Source organism: Pseudomonas sp. MF6767 (assembly GCF_016405475.1).
GTDB lineage: Bacteria > Pseudomonadota > Gammaproteobacteria > Pseudomonadales > Pseudomonadaceae > Aquipseudomonas > Aquipseudomonas paracarnis.
In genome coordinates this window covers 230,166-254,134 of the sequence record NZ_JAEKCY010000002.1, presented here as the reverse complement: position 1 = coordinate 254,134, position 23,969 = coordinate 230,166, and the positions used below count along the sequence as shown (strand labels likewise).

Below are 23,969 nucleotides of genomic sequence, written 5' to 3'. Positions count from 1 at the left end.
GAACAAAGATGACAGGACAAGCTATGCAGGCGCTGCTGGAGTCGATCCTCGACGAAGTGCGCCCCTTGATCGGCCTCGGCAAAGTCGCCGATTACATTCCCGCGCTGGCCGACGTGCCCGCCAACCAACTCGGCATCGCGGTATACGGCAACGACGGCACGGCCTACTGCGCTGGAGATGCAGACACGCTGTTTTCGGTGCAAAGCATTTCCAAGGTCTTCAGCCTGGTGCAGGCCATCGACCATGGCGGCGAATCCATCTGGGAGCGCTTGGGCCACGAGCCCTCGGGGCAGCCGTTCAACTCCATGGTGCAGCTGGAATTCGAGCGTGGCCGCCCGCGCAACCCCTTTATCAACGCTGGCGCGCTGGTGATCTGCGACATCAACCAGTCACGCTTCGCCGTGCCGATTCTGTCGATGCGCGACTTTGTACGGCGCCTGTCGGGCAACCCGCAGATCCTGGTCAACAGCGTCGTGGCCGAATCTGAAGCCCAGCATGGTGCGCGCAATGCGGCCATGGCCTACCTGATGAAGTCGTTCGGCAACTTTCATAACGATGTGGACGCGGTGCTGCACAGCTACTTCAACTATTGCGCGTTGCAGATGAGCTGCCTGGACCTGGCCCGAGCGTTCAGCTTCCTGGCCAATGAAGGCGTGAGTGCCCACAGTGGCGAGCAGGTGCTGACGGCGCGCCAGACCAAGCAAGTGAACTCGATCATGGCCACCAGCGGGCTGTATGACGAGGCGGGCAATTTTGCATACCGCGTGGGCCTGCCGGGCAAGAGCGGGGTCGGCGGCGGGATTGTCGCGGTGGTGCCGGGGCAGTTCACGGTATGCGTGTGGTCGCCGGAGCTGAACGCAGCGGGTAATTCGCTGGCGGGGATGAAGGCGTTGGAATTGTTGAGTGAGCGGATTGGGTGGTCGGTGTTTTGAACTCGGTCCCCCTGTGGGAGCTGGCTTGCCTGCGATAGCGGTTTTTCAGTGCTGGATGTGCTGGCTGACACAGCGCCATCGATCACTGTAGGAGCGAGCTTGCTCGCGAAAAACGCCCAGGCTCTGCGGTCATCCAGGTTGCCCGCGTCATCGTTGACGATCTTCGCGAGCAAGCTCGCTCCTACAGTAGGTCAGTCGCGGGGCCTGTTGAGACGCGGCACGATCATGCCCACCTCACTCTGATAGCGCCGATACCGTTCACCAAACAGCGCCACTAAATCCCGCTCTTCGAAACGGGCGCCAATGAACAGATACACCGACATCCCCAGCGCAAACAGCAGATGCCCCACGGTCATATGCGGCGTTGCCCAAAAGGCGATCAGGAAGCCCAGGTACAGCGGATGACGCACGACTTTGTAGAGCATCGGCGTCCTGAATGTCGGGCCCGATTGTGGGGCGTTGCGCCAGCGATCAATGGCCTGTTTCAGCCCGAACAACTCGAAGTGACTGATCAAGCAGGTTGCCAGCACCACGATGCCCCAGCCCAGCCAGAACAGGCCGGTCAGCAGTGCCTTGGCCCAGGCGGCGTCAACCTCCCAAACGGTCTGTGTAATGGGCCGCCACTGCCAGAACAGCAGCGCGAGCATCAGGCTGGAGAGCAACACATAGGTGGAGCGCTCTACCGCTGCCGGGGCGAAGATTGCCAGCCAGCGCTTGAAGCGTTTACGTGCCATGGCGCTGTGCGGGATGCCGAACACCATGATCAATGACGCGTTGATCAGGAGTGCCTGCGCCCAGTCGATGCGCGCGCTGGAGTCGATGTGTTTGGGTACGACCACAGCCCCCACGAAGCCCATCATGTAAAGCAAGGTGAATAAGAAAACCAGGTAGCAGCAGGTGCTATAGGCCAGGCCGGCCAAGCGTGCCGTGAGGGTGTTTGAAGAGGTCTGCCGTTTCATGGACGATTCCTTTCGCACATGGTGAATGGGTGAGCCAGTCGATGGCTGGCTCGCTCAGACTAACGGCATTCAAGTAGGCAGTAACCTGTTGGAATTGACAGTTGCAAGAGCGATTGGCGATTAACCGACGTTCAACCGATCCAACAAGCTATACCAGGCCACGCCTGCGCCAATGTAGAACCGCTGCAAGCGATGCAATGGCAAGCGCTGCAAGGGCGTTATCGGGTAGGCGAAGTCGGCCGTGCTGTCGCATAGCCGCCCAGCCAATTGCTGACCCAGGCTGGTACACAACGCGATCCCGCGCCCATTGCAACCCAACGCCAAGGTGAGCCCCGGCGCCGGTTCGTGGACATGGGGCATGAAGTCCCGCGTGATCGCGATGCGGCCGGCCCAGCGGTAGTCGAATTCCAATGGCCCCAGTTGCGGAAACAGCAATGCCAGGGAGCGCTCCAGGTGGGCAAAATCGGCCGGCCCGGTGGGGTCGTTGAACAGACCGCGGCCGCCCATCAGCAGGCGTCCATACGCGTCTTTGCGAAAATACAGTAGCAAGCGTTGCGCGGTCGACACGGTCTCCTGCCCTGGCAAAATGCTTTCGGCTGCGCGGCCACTCAATGGCTTGGTGGCGACGATAAAACTATTGGCCGCGAGAATGCTCTGGGCCATGCCTGGCCATAAGTGATCGCTGTAGCCATTGGTGGCCAGCACCACTTGATCTGCCGTGACCTGCGCGCCGCCGGCTGTCTGCAATTGCCAAACCGAGCCCTGGCGCTGCAAGCCTGTCACCGCACTGTGGCCATGCACCCGTGCGCCGGCCGCCAACGCCGCTGCCACCAACCCGCGGGCATACGCCAAGGGTTGAATGGCCCCGGCACGTCCATCCAGCCAGCCGCCGGCAAACGCCGAGCTGCCCATGCGTGACGCCACCGCAGTGGCGTCCAGGCGCCGTACTGGCACGCCGCGTCGGGCCCATTGTTCGGCCCGTGCATGTAACCCGGCCACCGCCTTTTCACTGTACGACACCTGCATCCAACCCTTGCGCACCGGCGCGCAATCGATGCCATGGCGTTCGATCAGCTTGAACACCAGGTCCGCTGACTTCGACACCGTGGCGATCAACGGCTCGGCGCGTTCCGGCCCGTACTTCTGTACCAGCTGCTGCGGGTCATATTTGAGCGTGGGGTTGACCTGCCCACCGTTGCGCCCCGAGGCGCCCCAGCCTGGCTCATGAGCCTCCAGCACACACACGCACACGCCACGCTCTGCCAAGTGCAGCGCCGTCGATAAACCGGTATAGCCGGCTCCGACAATCGCCACGTCGACCTTCACCGACTCGTTCAATGCCGGTGTTGGCACCACTGACGGCGCAGTCGCCGACCACAACGACTTCATGGCAGGCTCCGCGTGTTGCCTGTGGGGTGCAGCACGCGCCGCAGGAAGTCCTGGGTACGCGCATGCTGCGGGTTGCCCAGCACCTGTTCGGCGGGGCCGCTTTCGACTATGTAACCGCCGTGCAGGAAGCACACGCGGTCGGCCACTTCGCGGGCAAAGCCCATTTCGTGGGTGACCACGATCATGGTCATGCCTTCATCGGCCAGGGTGCGCATTACCGCCAGCACATCGCCGACCAGTTCCGGGTCGAGGGCCGAGGTGGGTTCGTCGAACAACATGGCGTCGGGTTTCATCGCCAGGGCGCGGGCGATGGCAACGCGTTGCTGCTGGCCGCCGGAAAGTTGTTCGGGGTAGGCGTCGGCCTTGGCGCTCAGGCCGACTTTTTCCAACAGCACAAGGGCTTCTTCGTGGACTTGGCGGGGCGGTTCGCCTTTGACGTACACCGGGCCTTCCATTACGTTTTCCAGCACCGTGCGATGGGGGAACAAGTTGAAGCGCTGGAACACCATGCCCATGCGGCTGCGCAGAGCGTGTACGGTCTTGCTGCCACGTTGTACGGTTTCGCCGAACACGTTGATATGCCCGCCGTCGTAGGCTTCCAAGGCGTTGATGCAGCGCAGCAGGGTGGATTTGCCCGACCCGGAGGGGCCGATCAGGCACACCACTTCGCCCTTGGCCACGTCAAGGTCGACGCCGTGCAGGACGCGGTGATCACCGTAGTGTTTTTGCAACTGGCGAATCTCGATCATGCTTTTTTCCTCCGGCCCAGGTACTGCTCCATGCGACGCAGGCCATACACCAGTGGCAGGCTCATCAACAGGTAGAGCAGGGCGACCAGGGTGTAGACGGTCATGTTCTGGAAGGTCGACGAGGCGATCAGTTGGCCCTGGCGCGTCATCTCGGCGACGGTGATGGTCGACACCAGTGACGAGTCCTTGAGCATCATCACCAGGGTGTTGCCGTAGGGCGGCAGGGCGATGCGAAAGGCCTGGGGCAGAATCACACGGCGCATCATCAGCCCCGTGCGCATCCCTAAGGCTTCGGCGGCTTCACGTTGGCCTTGTTCGACGGCGATGATGCCGGTGCGGAAGTTCTCCGCCTGGTACGCCGAGTAGGCGATGCCCATACCGATCACTCCGGCATAAAACGCGGTGAGATGGATGCCCATGTCTGGCAGCACGAAGTAGATGTAGAACAGCTGCACGATAATCGGCAGCCCCCGGATTACGTTGATGATGGTGCTGGCGGTCCAGGACAGCGCGCGAATCGGCGACAGCTTGAGCAGTGCCAGCACCAAGCCGAGGGCGCTGCTGAGCAGGAACGACAGCACGGTGATCTGGATCGTCACCCAGGCGCCTTGCAGCAGGATCGGCAGGAAGTCCTGGGCGTTCTGCAGGAACTCAGCCAGGTTCATGGGCGCTCCTGGGCGTCCAGCCCCCATTTCTTGAGGATGCTGTCCAGCGTGCCGTCGGCCTTGATACTGGCGATGGCGGTGTTCAGGCGCTCAAGGGTTGCGGCATCGCCCTTGCGCACCACCAGGCACACTTCGCCGACGTTAGTGGGCTTGTAGTCAGGCGCCAGTTTCACGCCTTTGAACAGCTTTTGACGGATCTGGTAGGCCACCACCGGCTGGTCACCCACGGCGGCCTTGATGCGGCCCAGGGACAGGTCGCGAACCATCTCACCGATGGAGTCGTAGGTGCGGATCTCCTTGAAGATGCCCAGCTTGTTCAGTTGGTCGTAGAAGATTGTGCCGGCTTGCACGCCGACGACCTGGCCTTTGAGCGGCATCAGGTCAGGGTAGGCGGCATCGTCGTCGGCGCTGATGATCAGCCCTTCACCATAGGCGTAAACCGGGGCGCTGAAGTCGACCACTTGGGTACGCTCCGGGGTCTTGAGCATGCCGGCGGAAATAAAGTCCAGCTTGCCGGACGTCAGGGACGGGATCAGCGCGGCAAAGTTGGTCTGCTCGATCTGGCTGCTGAACCCGCCGGCCTTGCCGACGGCTTCGGTCACGTCGACCATCACGCCCTGGATGCTGTTGCTCTTGATATCCAGGAAGGTAAACGGCGAACCACTGGCGGTTGCACCGACTTTGTACGAGGACGCACTGCCTGCGTGCGCGACACTGATGCAGAGCGTGGCGCACAGGCCGAAGGCAAGGCGGCGGAACAAGGGCGAAAGACTGTTCATCGGGTTACTCCAGACGGAAAACGGAAAGCCAGTACCGCAAGCGGCTGTCGATAAAATCGCAAGCTCTATGCCATTTCGAATCAAATAAATCGCAAACGATGATAAAAATATTGGAAAATGAACCGGTCGTATCGATATACGATATTTAATGGTCATTAATCTAGTTTTAAGGTAGAAATATCACCACGCCTGAGCCACCTGCCCGCGAGTTCGCCATGCCCGAAGACCGCAACAGTTTGCACAACCAATCCCTAGAAAAAGGCCTGTCTGTGCTCAAGGCTTTCAGCGCACAGCGCCGTAGCATGAGCCTTGCAGAGGTGGCAGAGGCCGCTGGCATGACCAAAAGCTCGGCCCAGCGCATGGTGTTTACCCTCGAAAGCCTGGGTTACCTTCGGAAACACTCGCGCACACGCCATTACCAACTCACCCCTCGGGTATTGGAGTTGGGCTTCAGTTACCTGGATGCGCATTCGTTGATTGAAGTGGCCAACCCGTTCTTGTCCGAGTTGACCCGATTGACCGGCGAGACGTCGTGCCTTACCGAGCCGGCGGGCTACGACATGACGTACATCGCGCGCTTTGTCAGCGCAGGGTTCGTGCCGGTGCACATGCCGATTGGCTCACGGGTGCCGATGTATTGCACGGCGTCGGGGCGGGCGTATTTGAGTGCGTTGCCGCAGGAGGAGGCGTTGGCGTTGATCGAGAACAGCCAGCGAGTGGCGCATACCAGCCGCACCCTGACTGACGTCGAGGCGATCATGGCCTCCTTGGAGCAGGTGAGGGCGCAGGGCTATGCGGTGAACACTCAGGAACTGTTCCTCGGCGACATGACCATCGGCGCGCCAGTGCTGGGTGGCAATGGCCGGCCCGTGGCCGCAGTGCATGTAGTGGCGCCGACCAGTCGCTGGAGCAGGGCGGATTCTGAGCAACAGTTGGCGCCTGCGCTTTTGCAGTGCTCCAGAGCATTGAGTAACTCTGCGCGTAATCTCGAATAACAAAAGTCTGGGCTGACCTGTGTTTTATCGCCCCTGTTTTTGCGCAAGCCACCTTTGGTCAACAGAGTCCAAGACGTTCCTGCAAGTGATTTTGCATTGATAGCCTTTTGCCAACTGGTAGTCTTTCATATCCTGACTAATCAAGTAGAATTCTCGGCGTTTGTCACGTCTCGATCATGCAAGACCTTTTTTGTTGTACGCCTTGGAGGCTTGTTTGAAAGGATTTCCTATCGACCTTGATCGTCTCAAGGGCTTGGCCGCCACCCGGGGTGGGCGTGTAGCGTTGGCCGGGTTCGAGTATCAGCGTGCCTTTGCGACATTACGAATGGTATCCATGCTGATTGGTCACGTCGTCAAAGGATCTAGTACGCAAATTCCGGCGTGGATACGTTATGAGTGGGCGGAAGATATCGACGAGTTGGACACCAATGGTGGTGTCACCTTGTGGCAATGCAAGCAAGGTAACGATTGGACCGAACCCGCAAAATTGGCCAAAGTTTTTTCCGGTTTTGCGCCTAAGTGGTTATGGACAGCGGACACGCAGCGCGAGCGCCTGAATCTGCGCCTTGTGACCAACGACGTTGCCTACGCTGAGTTTCGCGACTTGCCAGGAGCATTGAAAAAAAAGACTGAAGTGTATGCGCATTTTTTGAACGCTGTTCGGGAGACTGCCGGAAAGGGCAGCGATCTTGCGCAGTGGCAAGATGAGGCTCAAGCGTTCGGCCTTAGAAAATTGTTCAATGAGATGTGGTCAGCAACGCAGGTTCTGTTTGTGCCCGATGAAGCAGCCGCGAGTACGGCAGCACTGTGGCCAGCCGAAGATGATGCTGTGAATGCATTGGCCAGGGCGCACTGGCTGGCACCGGATCAAAACCCCCAGGACGTTATTCACTGCTTGCATGCATTGCTGGGACTTGCGCCTTCGAACACCGGTCTCGGCGGGCAGATTGACCGATTGACTACCACTCCGCTGGGCATCAGGCCGATTGATGTTAACGATCGGCTCGACCCTTTCCGTCGAGAACATGTGAGCTCAAGCTTGTTCCTGCCATTGATTGACCGCACCGCGCTGCAGCAATTGCGAAAACTCCCCCAGAAGCGATATGTCGCACGTCGGCCGGAATGGAAGGATGTGGTGCACGGTAGTGACGCTACCATAGGTTTTTTTGAGCGCAGCATTACATCCGATGTTGTTGATGGTCTGCGCAACGCATTGAACGATTGCCTCCAGTCTCAAGAGAAACTGCGCTTGCAGTTGCTGGTCGGTGCGCCAGGTAGCGGCAAAAGCACGCTGGCTATACGTGCAGCGGCACAGTTGGTAGACGAAGGCGTCTGTACTGCTATCGACGCTCGTTTTGCAGTGAATGACGAAGAAGAAGTCCTTGCGGTGGTCGCTACGTTGCAAGGGCGGCAGGATCCCAAGCGGGCCTTGTTGCTGGTGCTGGATGACCCGCTAGGTGTTGCCAGCCTTTGGCCACGTGTGCTGGACAAATTGTCCAAGTTGCGACCGAGAATGGTGGTGTTGGCCGCGACACCTGAGTTTTTGCTGGATCGATATAGTCAGCAACTAAGCAGTTTGCGCTTATTGCCTCCCAGGCGAGTGGAGCGCCCTGACTGCTCCGAGCGTCTAACGCTGGCCCGCTTTTATCCAAAGTCGGATATGACGGAGCTATCATCGGGTAATGAGGAACTGCTGGTGTTAACGATGCTAGCCGCCACTAATACCCCGTTCGATGAGATCATCGATGGGCTATGGGACAACTTGGCAGAAGGTGCTCGATTGCCACGGACAGTCCTGGGGCGTGAGCTACCGTGGCAAGTAGCAGCACTTTGGCTGGTGGTGTTCTTTAATCGCGCCTACGGTGCGTGCCCGCTACTTCTACTTAAGGCATTTCTGGCTCCGTGGTTTCGTGATGACGAAGAAGTGGGTGAGCGGCTGGCACAAATGAAAAGTGCTCACGGTTGGGGGGTGTTTCAGATCGAGGAATCACCTGCGAGTTTCGCCTCCCAAGGCGGTGTGGTTCGTACCATGCATACACTGGTTGCACAAGCTGCCTGGGATCGGCGACCTGCCGCCAGTTGGTCGGTGACCGAGTCTATCGCGAAGGCCAGCTTGCGTTTTCCAATGGCGGCACGGCCTCTGGCGCAAGCGCTGGTAGCACTTCATGAGTTTTCTGCGGCGGAGGCTAAACCGTTGCTCACCGCAGTGGCCAATGCCTGGTGTGCCGCCGATGTAGTCACGCTGGAAACGCGTTACCTGTGTGAGCTTTGTTGGATATGGAAACGTAGTGCGGTGCCAATGCCGCCCTGTATCAATGGGGCGTTACTGCACCGAATAGCGTTGAATGATGAGCAGAGTTGGTTGGCGGCTTACCACGTCCTTTATCTGGGCTCCACGACACAGGTACGCAGTTTGTCCCATGCGTTGCCCTATCGGGACGTGCTGGACTCAGCCGATTTTTTTATCGAGCAGAGTCGCGCAATGGCTCTGTGCAGCGCACTTGTAGATCAGCCTACGCTGCAGGCAAGGTTGCTGGATCACATCTGGTGTGCTTTCGACGACACCAAAGGCGCGAGAATCAGCAGCAATTTTCTCAACTGGATGATGATTCATGGTGGCGCCTGGTCGGTTGTCTCACGCAAAGACGTCATTCGTGCTTGGATCGCACAACACCCTGACGACACTCACGTGCGTGTCGCCTTTATGATGCACCTTAAGCGACTCACTCCGGCTGATTGCACTGCGACGCTCAATGATTTGCGTCGATGGTTAGCCGAACACCCCGAGGATATGGATGTACGCAATAGTTTTCTGGCCCATCTTGGCAAATTCAGTGAGATCGACCAGGCTGCCATTCTAGACGACTACGTGAGCTGGCTTGCCGTTCACCCTAACGATTCAAATGTACGTAATGGTTTTCTCAAGCACATCGACAAGCTCAGTGTTGCGGAGCAGATATTGGTGCTTGATGCTTATTGGGAATGGCTGGCCGACCATCCTGAAGATACGAATGTGCGCGCCGCTTTTCTAAGTCATGTACACAAGTTCAGCGAAGAGAAACAGGCGTTTATTTTCAGTGAGTATTCCGAATGGCTGACTCGTCACTCTGATGACACCAACGTACGTTCAGCTTTGCTGAAATGTTTGCACCAGCATGCACACCACACGTTGCCGAAAGTTATTGAGCAGACACTTGCCGGGCTAAGCTACGAGACACGAGACTTCCACCCTGCTGGAGCCGTGCTTCTGGCTGTGGGGGGGCTTGGCGTAGAGCATCTGCAGCTTATTGTTCGCTGGCTTCAATGGCTTGCACAGGTGCTTGAACGCTACAAAGGGATTAAGTCAGCAGCATTTTTCATGAGGGGCTCTCTCACCAACGTTCTCGAGCAGGCACGTGGGCATGCGCAAAGCGATGAATGCCCTGAGCATGACAGGGTATACGCATTACAAGCCATTGAGCATTTGGAGAACTCAATCCGACAGTGGAGAGAGTCTGTCGGTCGACCCGTGACAGCATGAAAAAAATGCGCCCCTGAGGGCGCATTTTTTGCTCGGTCAGCTATGGCCTATCAGGCCGTCGCATCCCAGGCCCGATCACCGTTCTCGTCTTTGATCCGAGTCGGTAAGCCCATCACATCCAGCGCCTTGAGGAACGGCTCGGCCGGTAGTTCCTCGACGTTGGCCATATGCTTCACATCCCACTCGCCACGCGCCACCAGCAGCGCAGCGGCTACCGGTGGTACGCCTGCGGTGTAGGAGATGCCCTGGCTGTCGGTCTCGGCATAGGCCTCTTCGTGATCAGCCACGTTGTAGATGAACATCTCACGCGGTTGGCCATCCTTGGTGCCTTTGACCAGGTCACCGATGCAGGTCTTGCCGGTGTAGCCCGGGGCGAGCGAAGACGGGTCGGGCAGCACGGCCTTGACCACTTTCAACGGCACCACTTCCAGGCCTTCGGCGGTCTTGACCGGCTGTTCGGAAAGCAGGCCGAGGTTTTTCAGCACGGTGAACACGTTGATGTAGTGTTCGCCGAAGCTCATCCAGAAACGCACGTTGGGCACGTCGAGGTTTTTCGACAGCGAGTGCACTTCATCGTGGCCGGTGAGGTAGAGGTTCTGCGAACCGACTACCGGCAGGTCGTCGGTGCGTTTGACTTCGAACATGGTGTTGCTGGTCCACTGGCTGTTCTGCCAGCTCCACACCTGCCCGGTGAATTCGCGGAAGTTGATTTCCGGATCGAAATTGGTGGCGAAGTATTTGCCATGGGAGCCGGCATTGACGTCGAGAATGTCGATCGAATCAATGCGGTCGAAATGCTGTTGCTGCGCCAGCGCGGCATACGCGTTGACGACACCTGGGTCGAAGCCCACGCCAAGGATGGCGGTGATGTTCTTCTGTTTGCACTCTTGCAGGTGGTTCCACTCGTAGTTGCCGTACCACGGCGGGGTCTCGCAGACCTTGCCCGGCTCTTCGTGGATGGCGGTGTCGAGGTAAGCCACGCCCGTGTCGATGCAGGCACGCAGTACCGACATGTTGAGGAAGGCGGAGCCGACGTTGATGACGATCTGCGAATCAGTCTCGCGGATCAGGGCCTTGGTCGCTTCCACGTCCAGGGCGTTCAGCGCGAAGGCTTGGATATCGGCGGGAACCTTGAGGCTACCCTTGGCCTTGACGCTGTCGATGATGGCCTGGCATTTGGAGATGTTGCGCGACGCGATAGCAATACGACCGAGTTCGTCGTTGTGCTGCGCGCACTTGTGGGCCACCACCTTGGCGACACCTCCTGCACCAATGATAAGAACGTTCTTTTTCAATTGCTTTATCTCTCCTTTATCCGCCAGCTCAGGACAGGCTGGACAGGTAGTCGTCGTAACCAAATTCACGAACCACCTCGACTGTACCGTCGAGTTGTTTCACTACGATGGACGGCATTTTCAGGCCGTTGAACCAGTTTTTCTTGACCATGGTGTAGCCTGCGGTGTCGATGAACGACAGCCGATCGCCGATGGCCAGCGGACGATCAAATTGATACTCGCCGAAGATGTCCCCGGCCAGGCAGGATTTGCCGCACACCATGTAGGTGTGTTCACCCTCGCTCGGCGCCAGTTTGGCGTTGAGGCGGTAGATCAGCAGGTCCAGCAGGTGGGCTTCGATGGAGCTGTCGACCACGGCGAGATTCTTGCCGTTGTAGAGAGTGTCGAGCACGGTGACTTCCAGGGAGGCGCTGTTGGTGATCGCCGCTTCGCCGGGTTCCAGGTAGACCTGCACGCCGTACTTCTCGGAGAACGCTTTGAGCCGTGCGCAGAATGCATCCAGTGCATAGCCTTCGCCGGTGAAATGGATGCCGCCGCCGAGGCTGACCCACTTGACCTTGTGCAGCAGTTCACCGAAGCGTTCCTCGATGGTGCCGAGCATCTTGTCGAACAGGCTGAAGTCACCGTTCTCGCAGTTGTTGTGGAACATGAAACCGGAGATCTGATCGATCACGCCATCGATCTTCACCGGGTCCCACTCGCCCAGGCGGCTGAACGGGCGCGCCGGGTCGGCCAGCAGGTAGTCAGAGCTGCTCACCTGCGGGTTCACACGCAGGCCGCGGGTCTTGCCTTCGCTGCGTTCGGCAAAACGCTGCAGCTGGCTGATGGAGTTGAAGATGATCTTGTCGCAGTTCTCGAGCATCTCTTCGATTTCATCGTCGGCCCAGGCCACGCTGTAGGCGTGCGCTTCACCTTCGAACTTCTGGCGACCGAGCTTGAGCTCATACAGCGACGACGAGGTGGTGCCGTCCATGTATTGCTGCATCAAGTCGAATACCGACCAGGTGGCAAAGCACTTGAGCGCCAGCAGAGCCTTGGCGCCGGACTGTTCGCGCACGTAGGCAATCTTCTGCATGTTGACCAGAAGCTTCTGTTTATCGATGAGGTAGTACGGCGTTTTGATCATTTTTGAGAGCCTGCGGCGGTGCCTGCCAAAAAAGGACACGCATTGTGCCCGCACTTGGAACAGATCGAAAGGTTAGCCGGCGGATTTTGCGCGCCACGTTAAGCATAGGGCGTAAGTATGACCGTTCATAAGAATCATGCCGCCTCCTGTGGGAGCGCTCGAGCCTCAGCGAGGCCGCGATGACGGCGCCCCTGGCACCCCACACATCAACAATAGCGCCGCGAATATCCTGCTTACCTGAACATGAGTAAATCTTGTGATGATCTAGAACAGAATGAGTTTGTCTCAAGACGCCCCTCTGCCGACAATGACCGCCATTAATCACACCATCGGAGTTGTAAGTCATGGCAGTCGCTCATTCCCTCGGGTTTCCACGCATTGGACGCGATCGTGAACTGAAAAAAGCGCAGGAAGCGTTCTGGAAGGGTGAGCTCGACGAAGCCGGCCTGCGCGCCGTTGGCCGTGATTTGCGCAGCACCCACTGGGCGCTGCAACAGCAAGCCGGTATCGACCTGTTGCCGGTCGGTGATTTCGCCTGGTACGACCAGGTGCTGACCCATTCGTTGATGTTCGGTGTGGTCCCTGAGCGGTTCCGCCCGGCGGATGGCCAGGCCACGTTGCATACCTTGTTCGCCATGGCCCGTAGCGTCAGTGACAGCTGCTGCGGCGGTGCCCATGCCCAGGAGATGACCAAGTGGTTCGACACCAACTATCACTACCTGGTGCCGGAGTTCAGCGTCGATCAGCAATTCCACCTGGCGTGGGACCAACTCTTCGAAGAGGTCCAGGAAGCCCTCGACCTGGGGCACAGCGTCAAGCCCGTGGTGATCGGCCCGCTGACCTATTTGTGGCTGGGCAAGGCCAAGGGCGCTGACTTCGACAAGCTCGACCTGCTCGAGCGACTGCTGCCGCTGTATGGCCAGATATTCCAGCGCCTGGCCGAATTGGGCGTTGAGTGGGTGCAGATCGACGAGCCAATCCTGGCGCTCGATCTGCCTCAGGATTGGAAGAACGCTTTCGAGCGCGCCTATAACCTGATCCAGCGCGACCCGCTGAAAAAATTGGTGGCCACTTACTTCGGCGGCCTGGAAGAAAACCTTGGCCTGGCTGCCAACCTTCCGGTGGATGGCCTGCATATCGACCTGGTGCGTGCGCCGGACCAGTACCCGACCATTCTCGACCGCCTGCCAGCGTACAAGGTGCTGTCCCTGGGCGTGGTCAACGGCCGAAACGTGTGGCGTTGCGACCTGGAAAAAGCCCTGGCCACCTTGCAGCATGCCCATGAGAAGTTGGGCGATCGCCTGTGGGTCGCGCCGTCCTGCTCGCTGCTGCACAGCCCGGTGGACCTGGAGCGGGAAGATCAGTTGGGTGCCGAACTGAAAAGCTGGCTGGCCTTCGCCGTGCAGAAGTGCGCGGAAGTGGCGCTACTGGCCAAGGCCGTCGATCAGCCCGAAGCCCCTGGCGTACTCACCGCCCTGGCTGCGAGCCGCGCGGTGCAGGCAGCTCGTGCTGCATCGCCACGCATTCACAAGCCTGCCGTTCAAGCTCGTGTAGCGGCCATCACTGCACGGGACAGCCAGCGCCAGTCGCCGTTTGCCCAGCGCATCGAAAAGCAACGGGCCGGCCTTAACTTGCCGCTGTTCCCGACCACCACCATCGGCTCGTTCCCACAGACCGCGTCGATCCGCCTGGCGCGTCAGTCGTACAGGGCGGGCAAGTTGAGCCACGCCGAATACGTCGAAGCCATGCACAGTGAGATCAAGCACGCTGTCGAGGTGCAGGAAAATCTCGGCCTGGATGTGTTGGTGCACGGTGAAGCCGAGCGTAACGACATGGTCGAGTACTTCGCCGAACAACTGGATGGCTACGCGTTCACCCGGTTCGGCTGGGTGCAGAGCTATGGTTCGCGCTGTGTGAAACCCGCAGTGATTGTCGGTGACCTGAGCCGCCCGAACGCCATGACCGTGGAGTGGATTCGCTATGCCCAAGGCCTCACCGACAAGGTGATGAAGGGCATGCTCACAGGCCCGGTGACCATGTTGATGTGGTCGTTCCCACGGGAAGACCTGAGCCGCGAAGTGCAGGCCCGGCAACTGGCCCTGGCGATTCGTGACGAAGTGGTGGACCTGGAAGCGGCCGGCATCAAGATCGTGCAGATCGACGAAGCGGCTTTTCGTGAGGGCTTGCCGTTGTGCCAGGCGCAGTGGCAGCACTACCTGGACTGGGCGACTGAGGTGTTTCGTTTGTGCGCGAGTGGCGTGGGCGATGAAACCCAGATCCACACCCACATGTGCTACAGCGAGTTCAACGATGTGATCGAGTCCATCGCCGCCATGGATGCCGACGTGATCACCATCGAGACCTCACGCTCGGACATGGAGCTGCTCGACGCGTTCGAAGCCTTCGCCTACCCGAATGAGATCGGCCCGGGGGTCTACGACATCCACTCGCCACGGGTGCCGGATGCCTCGGAAATGGCCAACTTGCTGCGCAAGGCCGCCAAGCGGATTCCGGCAGAGCGCTTATGGGTGAACCCCGATTGCGGCTTGAAGACGCGGGGCTGGCCGGAGACCGAGGCGGCGCTCATTCATATGGTCACCGCCGCTCGGCAACTGCGTGCTGAGTCAAACTGTAGGAGCGAGCTTGCTCGCGAAAAACGCCAACGATTACGCGTAGCTTCTGAATGAACGTGGCGCCTGTGAGTTTTTCGCGAGCAAGCTCGCTCCTACAAGGGGAGGGGGCAATATTCGCCCCCTGCATCAGGTCAGAGGTATTTGAGCCACGCCAGGTCCCGCCGCCGTGCTTTCAGGCCGGCGAACCAACGCACGGGCAAGTACAGGGCAATCGGCAACAGCAGCGCTGCCAACCACACCGCACCGATATCGTCGAAGCCAAAGTAAGTGCCATGGTTGAGGCCAAACAGCGCAACGCAGGCTACATAGAGGATTTTCAATACATAGAGGTGCAACAGATAAAAGAACATCGGCGCCGCGCCGAACACCGCCAGCACGCCGATCCAGCGCTTATGCCCGGCGCGTTCAAACGCCAGCAGCAACAGCAAGCCAATCCCCAGGGTCAACGCCAGGAACAACAGCGAAGGCGGGTACTTGGTGATATTGAAAAAGCTCATCAGCGTCAGCACGCTGCTGTCATACGCCTGCCAAGGCTGCTCGCCATAGCCGTTGAGCGCTCGCAACAACCCAAAGCCCACCAACGCGCCCACCCCTGCGACCAGTAAATAACGCTGACGCACAGCCGGCAGCGTGGCATTGGCAAACCATGGCCCGAGGCCGTAACCCAGGGCAATCACACCGATCCATGGCAGCACCGGGTAGGTGGTGCGCAGGCGCAGGTTTTCAGAGACTTCAATCCAGGTGCGTTCATGCAGGATGGCCCACGGCACATGCAACATCGAACCCGCTGCGAAGTGCAGCCCATCGAGCAGGTTGTGCCCGGCGATAATCACCAGCGCCAAGCCGATCAGCCAGGCACGCGGTAGCCAGACCAACGCGGCGAGGGCGATCATGCTGATGCCGATGGCCCAGATCACTTGCATGTAGATCACGCTGGGCGGCAGTTGGAAGGTCCACGCGAAGTTGACCAGGGTGAATTCCAGCACCACCAGGAACAGCCCGCGCTTGAACAAGAATGCCGACACGTCGCGACGACCTTGATATTTCTGACCGTACAGCCAAGCCGACAAACCGGTGAGCAGCACAAACACCGGCGCACACAAGTGAGCCAGGGTGCGGCTGAAAAACAACGCAGGCTCGGTGCTGTCTATGCTCATGGGGTCGCTGACCTGGCGGTGCAGCAGGAAGGTTTCACGCACGTGGTCCAGCAACATGAACAGGATCACCAGGCCGCGCAGGGCGTCGATGGACAGCAGGCGTTTGCGTAAAGTCATAGCGTCAGTCATAAGTTAAGGATCACACGCAGGCAAAATATTGACGTTATTCTATAACATTAAGCGAGGCGCTGATGACAAGCATGACCCCACACTCGGCCGAAGCTGTAATCGCGTTCTGGAAACAGGCGGGGCCCAAGCGTTGGTTCGCCAAGGACGAGGGGTTCGATAGGGACTTTCGCGATAGATTCAACGCGGCTCATATGCAGGCTGCACGGCGTGAACTCGAAGGTTGGTTGACCACGGCGGATGGCGCGCTGGCGTTATTGATTCTGCTGGATCAGTACCCGCGCAACGCCTTTCGCGGCACGGCGCATATGTTCGCCACCGACCCGCTGGCGCGGTTTTATGCGCGAAAGATGGTGGACGCGGGATTGGATCAACAGGTTGAACCTCAGTTGCGCGCGTTCTGCTATTTGCCTTTTGAACATTCGGAAGACCCGCAGGACCAGCAACGCTCCCTGGCCCTGAACCAGCAGTTGGATGCCAGCACCTACCACTGGGCCAAGGAGCATGCCGACATCATCGAGCGGTTCGGGCGGTTTCCCCATCGTAATGGGGTGTTGGGCAGGGCGAGCACCGATGAAGAACTCGCCTTCCTCAAGGCCGGTGGCTTCGCCGGTTAGGCGTGTTCTGGCGCCAGGCTCTGCTGGGTGGCGACACGGCGAAACCGCCGCACGCCCTTGAGGTCTATCGCCCACCGCAACGCTTCAGTGGCTGAAGGACGCGGGCCTTGGGTGATCGCCTGTTCATCCTGGCCCAGTGCGTCGAGGTAACCCTGGGCACCGCCGCGTTCGCTCCAATAGTGAGTATGGCTGAGCCAGGACTTGGCCAGCCAGCCTTTGCCGTTGCCCACGGTCACCGGCAAGTCCAGCACGCCGCCGCCCATCACGGGCTTGACCGGGCCGCTGACGATGTCGCCGAACAGGCCGAAGGGGGCAGGGAAGTACAGGTTGGTCCAGCGCGTGACGGCAAAGGCTGCGGCGTGGTGCAGGTAGTGCGGGGTGAAGGGCTTTTGGCCGAGCATCAGCGGTTGGCGGGCGTTGTAGCCGTAGCCTTGGGTGTCTTCGGTCGGCGGGCAGGCCGGGGCTTCGCGGCGTCCCATGCGCTGTTTGAAGTCACTGACGCTGCGGCCCAGCAACAGGCTGGCGTGGGCCATCGGGCTGCCGACCGTGACTAGGTCGGTGATGCGCCAGGGGTTGCCCAGGCCGCGCTGTTCGGCAAAAGCTTCGGTCTGTTGCTGACGAAAATTCAACAGGCTGCTTAGGCTGCCGTCCAGCAAGGCGCCGGCTGCGGGCAGGGCCTCCTTGACCACCGGTTGCAGCGGTTCGCGGTTGGCATAACGGGCTGCCAGCTCACGGTTGCTGGGGGTCAGTTGGGTCAGTTTGTCGTGGTACTCATGCCAGAGGTAGCCGACGATGTCATAGGCAATCACGCTGCCCAAACTGTGGCCCACGACGATGATGCGCTCGTAGTCACCCTGATTGTGCAGAGCGCGCAGCAGGTCGACACCATCAGCACGGATCTGCTCGCGCACCATCACGTTTTGCGGGTTGGGGCTGAGGTAGCGTGCGGCGTCTCCCAGGTAGGCCAGCGCCGAATAGCGCAGCGCCAGTCCCATGGCCGCGAGCAGCAGGGGGATCAGCGCGAAGGGGTTGTCGCTGGGGGGCAATTGGCCCCAGGCCGTGGCCAATGTACCGCTGGCAACCAGCAGCAATAACACCAGCACCGTCCAGCGCGTGCTGCGCCAGATCGGCACGATGGCCTCGGGAATGTCGCGACGCGGGCGCTTGAAGATGTCCCACAGCCAGCCCAGCAGATGGCCGAACTTGGTGCCCTGCATCTTGTGGGCCCAGTAGTACTCATAGAAATCCGTCGAGGTACGGCCCGAGGCCTTCAGTACGCGCAGGTCGAAGTTGCGCGACAGCCGATCCGGCTTGCTCCAGTACAGAGGTGTGCCATCGGGGGTGTCCGTGGGGATCATCGCCTCGACAAAGCCGCGCAAGGTGTCCATTGGGCGCTGTTCGCCGATGCCGTGGATAACCACAACTGCTTGTTTCATGTGCTGTTCCTTCCTTGAAAATCAGCGTGAGCCATAATATTGCCACTAGCCGCGCTATTCCTGCCAGGAATGCCCCCATAAAAACCCTGCATTGTCTTTATCGGCCCTGATCTCGTAGCGTGATGCCTCACACCAGGAGATTGTCCATGAGCCAAGGCCCGCTGCACCTCTACGTTGATTCGCTGTTCACCAGCCCCTATGCCATGTCGGTGTTTGTCGCCTTGCGCGAAAAAGGCCTGGCGTTCGAGACCCTCACCCTGGACCTCGATGCCGGGCAGAACCAGGCGGCAGATTACGTCCAACGCTCCCTGACCCAGCGAGTGCCGACCCTGGTAGACGGTGATTTTGCGCTGTCGGAGTCTTCGGCCATCACCGAGTACCTGGACCAGGCCTACCCTGAGACCCGCGTGTACCCGGCGGATGTGCAGCAGCGGGCGAGGGCGCGACAGGTTCAAGCGTGGTTGCGCAGCGACCTGCTGCCGATTCGCCAGGAGCGCTCGACGCTGGTGGTGTTCTGCGGGCAGAAGAGGCCGCCGTTGTCAGCAGAGGCTCAAGCCGCCGCGACCAAGTTGATCACCGCGGCGCAAGCCTTGCTGGCGGATAACCGCGAGTACCTGTGCGGCCAGTGGTCGATTGCCGATGTGGACCTGGCGGTGATGCTCAATCGCCTGATCCTCAACGGTGACGCCATGCCAGCGCAGCTGGTGACCTACGCGCAACGCCAGTGGCAGCGGCCGTCAGTGCGCGAGTGGGTCGAGCTGCGACGGCCCGCGCTCTAGCTCTGCCTGCTGGGCAACGCGCCGGTCGAGGTCTTCCCAATCGGCCATGCCCAACACGCGCATGGTGTTCAAACCACGCAAGTAGCCGCGCAGTTGCTCGGCGCTGGCGCTGCCTTTTGCGGCGTCGGCGTGTGAGTCCAGCAGCACGGTTTCGTACTCGACCAGGTAGTCGGCGACTCGCTCGCGAAACTCTGGCAGGACTGCCTCGCGGATACGATCGAAGATTTTCTGGTAGGGCTTCATGGCGGGTCCTTATAGATTTTATGGGCGGCCTGACACTATCGGTTCAAATGATAGTCACCATCAAGGATCACAAGTTCTGTTTTTTCGCCAAACGCGCAGAATCTGCACATCGAGACGCAGCCCAAGGAAAATGCGCGATGAGGACGATTATCCAGTTGGCTTTGATGGCCCTGATGCTGGGCACCGCGGTCATGACCACCCCGGCGATGGCCGATGACGTGCGTACAGGCCATTTGCTGCCACTGGTGGGTAGCGTAGACTCTCTGCAGCGTGCCCAGTCGGTGGGGGTGTTGTTCAGCGAAAACACCCGCGACAACCTCAGCTACCTTGAACGCTACCACGCCATGGCGCTGAACGGCGCCAAGGATGCCCTGGATGGGCGGATTCGCGAGGCGTTCGTCAACAGCTCCGACCCGGAACTGGCGATCGACTGGTTGATGCACTCGTTGCAGGGCACTTTTTTCTCGGTGACGGTTTATAGCAGCCTGGATGCCCTGGTGCAGGCGCACCCGGATGTGGTGGTGGTGCTCGATACCCATAACCAATTGCTGACCCAGCGTAATGACCGGGTCGAAGCACGCTTTGTCGCACGCTTCTACGACGCGAACCTGCAGTTTATCGCCAAGGCCGAAGGCTCGGTGGACAAGCACGTGCCGTCAGTGTGGGTGCACGACAAGGCGGCGCCGGAGATTGCTGCACTGATCGAGCAACAACGCGATGTACAGCAAGATGCCCTGAAGCAGTTCGATGCGTCGCTCAAGGCCCTGGTTCGCGCAGGTTGACCCGCGAATGGTTGTGAACCCTATTTGGTTATTTTCAGGAATGTTTATGCGCTCTTTCTTCGCCCCGGCCCTGGCTTGTGCTTCGTTATTGCTGACCGGCTGTATCACGGCGCCAAATGCCCCATCACTGACCCTGCAAACCAACAAGACCCCCGACGGCTATGTGCAATGCGTGTTGCCCAAGCTGGAAAAGCACGGCATCACCTCGACCGTCACCCAGAACTCGCGCCACGCCAAGGTGCTGCTGACCAGCAAGATTGCCGCCGATGATGTGCTGGAGGCCTACAAGTCCCAGGACGGCACCAAGGTCTTCCTGTACGAGCGCAAGCCGCTGGCTTCGGCGATCAAGCCATCGCGGCTGGAGCAGGCCGCACAGGATTGCAGATAAACCCAGGCACAACGCAAATCCAAAGGTGGGCGGGGGCAACTTCTGACACCCTGTAGGAGCGAGCTTGCTCGCGAAAGACGTCAACGGTAACGCGCGCCCCCTGAATAAACGCGGCGCCTATGATTTTTTCGCGAGCAAGCTCGCTCCTACAGGGTATTGGCCCCATTTGGATCAGGGTTTGGCTTCGTTGCTGAAGCTGTCGACAGTCTTGACCAATCCCTGCGCCGCCAATGCCACCAACTCACCGCCTTTCTCCACAGTAGCCAACGCCGGGTCCGAGCCCATGCGGCCGTCAGGGAAGCGCGCCCGGAAGTCCAGGGCCTCGCGGATCGGGCCGGTGTTGGCAATTCGTGGTGAGTAGTCGGCAGACTTGATCGCGTCCGGATACGCCCACTGCGTCACAGCAATTTCCGACGGCGTGGCGTGGCTGCCATGCCCGACCGGGAATTGACGCTGGGCCAGGTCAGTGACGCCTTCCAGGTCCCACCAGTTCACGAGCTTCAGCGCGAACCCGGCCGGGCGGCGGGCGAAGCTGGCTTCGGCGTACAGCTCGGAGAACGCCGCTTCAATCGTGGCGATGTTGCCGCCGTGGCCGTTCAGGAACAGGATCTTTTCGAAACCATGCCCGGCCAACGAGCGCACCCAGTCGCCAATTGCGGCGATAAAGGTGGAAGGGCGCAGGGAGATGGTGCCGGGAAAGCCCAGGTGGTGTTGAGCCATGCCGATATTGAAGGTCGGGCCGACCAGGATATCGGCGTGCTTCTGGGCGTGGTGGGCGATGATCTCCGGGCACATCCAGTCCGTGCCCAGCAGGCCGGTGGGGCCATGTTGCTCGTTGGAACCGATGGGAATCACCACCGTGCGGCTGCGTTCCAGGAACTGCCCGATTTCGATCCAGGTGGAGGTGTGTAGAAGCATGCGACGCTCTCTTTTATCTATGGGGACAGGCTATCCGCCACGGATTGTACGACTACTCGCCACCTGTTGGGGTTTGCAATTGAGGTAGGTCGACGACTTCAACCAGCGCTGGTCGGGGTACCACGAAAACATGAACTGCCCGTCCTTGAGCTTGTCCACCACTTGACGGGCAACTTGCGGGCGCACGGCCGGGCAACCCTGGCTGCGGCCGATGCGGCCTTCGCGCTTGCTCCATAAGGGGCTGACGTAGTCGGCGGCATGAATCACGATGGCGCGGTCGCGGGCCTGGTCATTGAAACCGGGTTCCAGACCGTCCATGCGCAGCGAGTAGCCATGGGCGCCCAGGTAGCTTTCCTGGGTGCGGAACAACCCCAGGCTCGACTGGTGGCTGCCCTCGAGGTTGGAGAACTGGGTAGCGAAGTTTTCCCCGGACTTGGCGCCGTGGGCCACCAGGTCGCGTAATACCAGGGTCTTTTTGCGCAGGTCGAAGATCCACAGGCGACGGGCGGTCGAGGGCTGGGAGTAGTCAATAACCGCTAGGCGATCGGAACGTTCCTCGCCGTTATTGACCGCGCACTGTACGGCGCTCAGGGCGCTTTTCAGCACGGTGGGATTGAGTTCTGGAGCCGAGCGCGCCAGGCTGCTATACAGGGAAGGAGAGGTGCCATTGGCGGCGAGCGCAACATTGCTCAATAAAGCCAGGCACCCAGTGATCAAGCCCAGGCTGGATAGCCTGAGCAGGCGTATAAAAGTCAGCATCTACAGTCGAGTCCCCGCTGTGGAGTGGAGCTAAGTCAATTGTTCAAAAAACACGCATGTTACTTGAGCATTTGCCTGCTCGTTGCACCATTGGTCGCTACAGCCGAAACGCTGCCGGTGGAGCCATTGCCCGTCACCACCCCTGCACCGGTCGCGCTGGCGCCACTGCAACAGGCGTTGGCGCAGTTGACCAGTGTCTGCCCGCACCTTGCGCCGCGTATCGATGCTGCCGCGTTGGTGCGCCTGCAAGCCTTTTACCAGCAGCAGGGCGATGCCCCGCTATGGTCGGCTGACGAACGCCGGCAAGCCTTGCACAGCCAGTTGCTGATGCTTGCCGACGATGGCCTGGACCCCACCCACTATAGCTTGCCTGCGGCGGATGCCACGGCCAACGTGCTGTGCAGCGATATCGCCAACAGCCAGCAGTACCTGCAAGCCCTGCAGGATTTGCATTACGGGCGTCTACAGCAATCGCGCTTTGAGCCTCTATGGCATTCACAGCCGCCCAGTGGCGATCCTAATGCCGAGGTACTGGCGTTCGCCGCCACCGGCCTGCAAGACATGGCCCAAGCCTTCGATCAGGCGCGGCCCAGCGCTGATTTGTATCGCAGCCTGCGCAATGCCTACGCCGGCGTGCGCCAGCAACCGCTGCCCCATTGGGACCCGGTCGCCGAGGGCGCGTTGTTGCGCCCGGGGATGAACGACCCCCGCGTGCCGGAACTGGCGCGGCGCCTGCACAGCGGTGGCTACCTGGCCCAGTTGCCCAGTGGCAACGGCAAGCAATACCAGGGCGAACTGGTCAAAGCGGTGAAAGCGTTCCAGCTCAGCCACTCGTTGCAGGCCGACGGCGTGGTCGGCGCCGGCACCGTGGCCGAACTCAATATCAGCCCGGCGGTGCGTCGTGAACAGCTGCGCATCAACCTGGAGCGCTTCCGCTGGCTGGCCCAGGACCTGGAGCCTGAAGGTGTCGTGGTCAATGTGGCCGCCGCACAACTGAGCGTGTATCAGAGCGGCATCCCGGTGTGGCAAACCCGCCTGCAAGTAGGCCGTGCCGAACGCCAGACACCACTGCTCAAGTCGCGCATCACTCGGCTGACCCTCAACCCCACCTGGACCATCCCGCCGACCATCATGCGTGAGGACAAGCTGCCCGCCATCCGTCTCAACCCTGAATACCTGCGCCAGCAGAACCTGCAGGTGCTCGACGCCGAAGGTCACCCATTGACCCCCGACCAAGTCGACTGGGCACGCCCCGGCAATATCCTGCTGCGCCAGCAGGCCGGCCCGCGTAACCCGCTGGGCAAGATTGTGATGCGCTTTCCCAATCCGTATTCGGTGTACCTGCATGACACCCCCAGCCAGCCCTTGTTCACCAAGGGCCCACGGGCGTTCAGTTCGGGATGCGTGCGGGTCGAGCAACCGTTGTTATTGCGCGATCTGCTCGTAACGCCCGCCGAACGCACCCGCACCGATGAGCTGCTGGCGACCGGCGAAACCCATGAATTCAGGCTCGCCACGCCGGTACCGGTGCTGTTGGGGTATTGGACGGTAGAAGTGGATCGCCAGGGCGAGTTGGTGTATGCGCCGGATATTTATGCGCGTGACCCGGTGTTGATCAAGGCCATGGGCAGCGTGTTATAGCGTCAGATGGCTTGATATGAATGTAGGAGCGAGCTTGCTCGCGAAAAACGCCAACGATAACGCGTGCTTCCTGAATGAACG

General features: G+C 60.0%; 21 protein-coding genes. 9 read left to right on the top strand and 12 right to left on the bottom strand.

Annotated elements, in window-relative coordinates; all coding sequences use genetic code 11:
- Positions 1-23 precede the first annotated feature (23 nt).
- Positions 24-932 (top strand): glutaminase B, encoded by a 909-nt coding sequence (glsB, locus tag JFT58_RS04465; protein WP_014718789.1) that lies wholly within the window; start codon positions 24-26, stop codon positions 930-932.
- A gap of 191 nt (positions 933-1,123) precedes the next feature.
- On the opposite strand, the gene mddA is transcribed toward glsB, so the two are convergent.
- The 5 genes from mddA to JFT58_RS04440 all read right to left on the bottom strand — a co-directional run bounded on the left by mddA (position 1,124) and on the right by JFT58_RS04440 (position 5,473).
- Complete coding sequence (mddA, locus tag JFT58_RS04460) at positions 1,124-1,891, bottom strand: methanethiol S-methyltransferase (RefSeq protein ID WP_054897763.1); 768 nt, start codon at positions 1,889-1,891, stop codon at positions 1,124-1,126.
- A gap of 120 nt (positions 1,892-2,011) precedes the next feature.
- Complete coding sequence (locus tag JFT58_RS04455) at positions 2,012-3,280, bottom strand: NAD(P)/FAD-dependent oxidoreductase (protein WP_054897764.1); 1,269 nt, start codon at positions 3,278-3,280, stop codon at positions 2,012-2,014.
- Positions 3,277-4,029 (bottom strand): amino acid ABC transporter ATP-binding protein, encoded by a 753-nt coding sequence (locus JFT58_RS04450; RefSeq protein ID WP_054897765.1) that lies wholly within the window; start codon positions 4,027-4,029, stop codon positions 3,277-3,279. The genes JFT58_RS04455 and JFT58_RS04450 overlap by 4 nt, the downstream gene beginning before the upstream one ends.
- On the bottom strand, positions 4,026-4,694 hold the full coding sequence (locus JFT58_RS04445; protein ID WP_003191710.1) for an amino acid ABC transporter permease: 669 nt from the start codon (positions 4,692-4,694) through the stop codon (positions 4,026-4,028). Before JFT58_RS04445 ends, JFT58_RS04450 begins: the two co-directional genes overlap by 4 nt.
- On the bottom strand, positions 4,691-5,473 hold the full coding sequence (locus JFT58_RS04440) for an ABC transporter substrate-binding protein (protein ID WP_054897767.1): 783 nt from the start codon (positions 5,471-5,473) through the stop codon (positions 4,691-4,693). Before JFT58_RS04440 ends, JFT58_RS04445 begins: the two co-directional genes overlap by 4 nt.
- A gap of 215 nt (positions 5,474-5,688) precedes the next feature.
- Between JFT58_RS04440 and JFT58_RS04435 the strand changes: the two genes are divergently transcribed.
- Both JFT58_RS04435 and JFT58_RS04430 read left to right on the top strand, forming a co-directional pair.
- The gene (locus JFT58_RS04435; RefSeq protein WP_054897768.1) at positions 5,689-6,468 is read left to right on the top strand and encodes an IclR family transcriptional regulator; all 780 of its coding nucleotides are present in this window, start codon (positions 5,689-5,691) and stop codon (positions 6,466-6,468) included.
- Positions 6,469-6,682: 214 nt separating this feature from the next.
- On the top strand, positions 6,683-9,988 hold the full coding sequence (locus JFT58_RS04430) for an ATP-binding protein (protein ID WP_054897769.1): 3,306 nt from the start codon (positions 6,683-6,685) through the stop codon (positions 9,986-9,988).
- A gap of 50 nt (positions 9,989-10,038) precedes the next feature.
- On the opposite strand, the gene JFT58_RS04425 is transcribed toward JFT58_RS04430, so the two are convergent.
- Together JFT58_RS04425 and JFT58_RS04420 are read right to left on the bottom strand one after the other, a co-directional pair.
- Complete coding sequence (locus JFT58_RS04425; RefSeq protein WP_032901677.1) at positions 10,039-11,283, bottom strand: saccharopine dehydrogenase family protein; 1,245 nt, start codon at positions 11,281-11,283, stop codon at positions 10,039-10,041.
- Positions 11,284-11,311: 28 nt separating this feature from the next.
- Positions 11,312-12,409: a carboxynorspermidine decarboxylase gene (locus JFT58_RS04420; RefSeq protein ID WP_005787689.1), complete on the bottom strand. Its 1,098-nt coding sequence runs from the start codon at positions 12,407-12,409 to the stop codon at positions 11,312-11,314.
- Between the two features lie 344 nt (positions 12,410-12,753).
- On the opposite strand from JFT58_RS04420, the gene metE reads away from it, so the two are divergent.
- Positions 12,754-15,096, top strand: coding sequence for a 5-methyltetrahydropteroyltriglutamate--homocysteine S-methyltransferase (gene metE, locus JFT58_RS04415; RefSeq protein WP_054897770.1), 2,343 nt, complete (start codon positions 12,754-12,756; stop codon positions 15,094-15,096).
- A gap of 77 nt (positions 15,097-15,173) precedes the next feature.
- Here metE and JFT58_RS04410 read toward each other — a convergent pair whose 3' ends face one another.
- Positions 15,174-16,328, bottom strand: coding sequence for a DUF1624 domain-containing protein (locus JFT58_RS04410; RefSeq protein WP_054897771.1), 1,155 nt, complete (start codon positions 16,326-16,328; stop codon positions 15,174-15,176).
- 71 nt (positions 16,329-16,399) lie between these two features.
- Between JFT58_RS04410 and JFT58_RS04405 the strand changes: the two genes are divergently transcribed.
- The gene (locus JFT58_RS04405; RefSeq protein ID WP_054897772.1) at positions 16,400-16,942 is read left to right on the top strand and encodes a DUF924 family protein; all 543 of its coding nucleotides are present in this window, start codon (positions 16,400-16,402) and stop codon (positions 16,940-16,942) included.
- On the opposite strand, the gene JFT58_RS04400 is transcribed toward JFT58_RS04405, so the two are convergent.
- Positions 16,939-18,378: a hypothetical protein gene (locus JFT58_RS04400; protein ID WP_034125709.1), complete on the bottom strand. Its 1,440-nt coding sequence runs from the start codon at positions 18,376-18,378 to the stop codon at positions 16,939-16,941. The genes JFT58_RS04405 and JFT58_RS04400 overlap by 4 nt on opposite strands.
- Before the next feature lie 146 nt (positions 18,379-18,524).
- Between JFT58_RS04400 and yfcF the strand changes: the two genes are divergently transcribed.
- Positions 18,525-19,157: a glutathione transferase gene (gene yfcF, locus JFT58_RS04395; RefSeq protein ID WP_054897773.1), complete on the top strand. Its 633-nt coding sequence runs from the start codon at positions 18,525-18,527 to the stop codon at positions 19,155-19,157.
- On the opposite strand, the gene JFT58_RS04390 is transcribed toward yfcF, so the two are convergent.
- Positions 19,116-19,400: a hypothetical protein gene (locus JFT58_RS04390; RefSeq protein WP_034125707.1), complete on the bottom strand. Its 285-nt coding sequence runs from the start codon at positions 19,398-19,400 to the stop codon at positions 19,116-19,118. The two genes, yfcF and JFT58_RS04390, sit on opposite strands and share 42 nt — an antisense overlap.
- A 137-nt stretch (positions 19,401-19,537) precedes the next feature.
- Between JFT58_RS04390 and JFT58_RS04385 the strand changes: the two genes are divergently transcribed.
- Both JFT58_RS04385 and JFT58_RS04380 read left to right on the top strand, forming a co-directional pair.
- Entirely contained in the window at positions 19,538-20,182 is a 645-nt protein-coding gene (locus JFT58_RS04385) for a hypothetical protein (protein WP_054897774.1), read from the top strand.
- A 46-nt stretch (positions 20,183-20,228) separates the two neighbouring features.
- Complete coding sequence (locus tag JFT58_RS04380; RefSeq protein ID WP_034125705.1) at positions 20,229-20,570, top strand: hypothetical protein; 342 nt, start codon at positions 20,229-20,231, stop codon at positions 20,568-20,570.
- 171 nt (positions 20,571-20,741) lie between these two features.
- Here the strand turns inward: JFT58_RS04380 and JFT58_RS04375 are convergent, their stop codons facing one another.
- Both JFT58_RS04375 and JFT58_RS04370 read right to left on the bottom strand, forming a co-directional pair.
- Positions 20,742-21,488 carry a creatininase family protein gene (locus JFT58_RS04375; RefSeq protein WP_020301789.1) on the bottom strand — a complete coding sequence of 249 codons (747 nt, stop codon included), beginning with the start codon at positions 21,486-21,488 and terminating at the stop codon, positions 20,742-20,744.
- A 30-nt stretch (positions 21,489-21,518) separates the two neighbouring features.
- A complete protein-coding gene (locus JFT58_RS04370) occupies positions 21,519-22,247 on the bottom strand; it encodes a murein L,D-transpeptidase catalytic domain family protein (RefSeq protein WP_054897775.1) in 729 nt (242 codons plus the stop codon).
- Positions 22,248-22,286: 39 nt separating this feature from the next.
- Between JFT58_RS04370 and JFT58_RS04365 the strand changes: the two genes are divergently transcribed.
- Positions 22,287-23,888 (top strand): L,D-transpeptidase family protein, encoded by a 1,602-nt coding sequence (locus JFT58_RS04365; protein ID WP_054897776.1) that lies wholly within the window; start codon positions 22,287-22,289, stop codon positions 23,886-23,888.
- Positions 23,889-23,969: the final 81 nt, after the last annotated feature.